At 59.2% G+C, this 1,850-nt stretch carries 1 pseudogene; it reads right to left on the bottom strand.

Annotated features, from left to right (window positions below):
* A pseudogene (locus AC3A4Z_RS03330) lies at window positions 1-1,850 on the bottom strand (hypothetical protein); the annotation flags it as partial.

Raw genomic sequence — 1,850 nt, forward strand, 5'->3', positions numbered from 1 at the left:
GGTTCAGGTCCCCAGACTCCCGTGACCGCCGTTAGCGTCCAGCCGACCTTCACGGTGCCCGTCACCGTCGGGACAGGTCCCGCCGGTGAATCCTTGAAAATGGTTGTCCATGAGACGGGAGCACTAGGGGCGAGCACGTAACCAGGTTGTGCCTGAGCAATCACCGTAACCATCCCGGCACCAGCGTAAGTGCCGGCGGCCACAATGCTCCCGTTGATTAGGTAATCAACACCCGCCGTAGTTGGAACCGTGTAAGTGTCGTCATTCAAGCCGTCGTCGTCGCTAAATGTGACTACTGCGGGATACACGAACTTTGTCACGGTGACGTCGGCGGCTGTGAAGTCCAGGTTTGATGGTTGGGGATCGGCAAGTCCGGACGGTTCTTTGTACCGTGAGCCGTCGGGGTAGTAGGTGACACCGCCGTTTGCGTTGCGCAGCGTAACGCTTTGGAGGGTGAGCTGCCCGGAGGCCCATGCGGGACCGATAGTCATGGCAGCGGTGCCTGCACGTGCGCCGGCATCGTTTCGCCAATCGGCAGAGACTAGCCTCCCCATGGCGTCGTGATAGCTAAAACTCACACTTGTTGCTGGAACGTCAGCGGTTTCCCAATCGATGGTGACCAAATCTCCGACGTTTGCCACGGCGGGAGAGGTGCGCGCGAAGGACATCAACGACGCACTAAGAGCAGTGTCCACGGGATTTGTCACGGTGACGTCGGCGGCTGTGAAGTCCAGGTTTGATGGTTGGGGATCGGCAAGTCCGGACGGTTCTTTGTACCGTGAGCCGTCGGGGTAGTAGGTGACACCGCCGTTTGCGTTGCGCAGCGTAACGCTTTGGAGAGTGAGCTGCCCGGAGGCCCATGCGGGACCGATAGTCATGGCAGCGGTGCCTGCACGTGCGCCGGCATCGTTTCGCCAATCGGCAGAGACTAGCCTCCCCATGGCGTCGTGATAGCTAAAACTCACACTTGTTGCTGGAACGTCAGCGGTTTCCCAATCGATGGTGACCAAATCTCCGACGTTTGCCACGGCAGGAGAGGTGCGCGCGAAGGACATCAACGACGCACTAAGAGCAGTGTCCACGGGATTTGTCACGGTGACGTCGGCGGCTGTGAAGTCCAGGTTTGATGGTTGGGGATCGGCAAGTCCGGACGGTTCTTTGTACCGTGAGCCGTCGGGGTAGTAGGTGACACCGCCGTTTGCGTTGCGCAGCGTAACGCTTTGGAGGGTGAGCTGCCCGGAGGCCCATGCGGGACCGATAGTCATGGCAGCGGTGCCTGCACGTGCGCCGGCATCGTTTCGCCAATCGGCAGAGACTAGCCTCCCCATGGCGTCGTGATAGCTAAAACTCACACTTGTTGCTGGAACGTCAGCGGTTTCCCAATCGATGGTGACCAAATCTCCGACGTTTGCCACGGCGGGAGAGGTGCGCGCGAAGGACATCAACGACGCACTCAAAGTAGTGTCATTTGCACTGAAGGTGGCGGTCCATTCCGTGGAAGCGCCCGAGGCAAGGGTGAATGGCTGCTTAGCCCGCGAGGTGACAATTACAGTGCCCGTGCCTGGGTAAGTACCAGCCGGAACAAGGGCCCCGCCAACGAAGTAATCGATTCCTTCAGAAACCGGGATTGTGTAGCTATCCTGAGCTGCGCCATCTCTGTCCGTAAACGTAACCGCGAGTGGTACTACAGGTACAGATTGGTCCAGCGACGTAAGCACTGCGGTGATGGTGTTGGATGCGTCGGGTTCCTGTTGAATCGGGGCGTGGATGTCTGTTCCCGTGGCCGGATCCGTGTACCACACCACTAAATCGGGTAGGCCGTTGGCGAATCGCGGCGTCTTGAGGTTTGT

This window comes from Arthrobacter sp. Soil_C_49 (genome assembly GCF_057656635.1).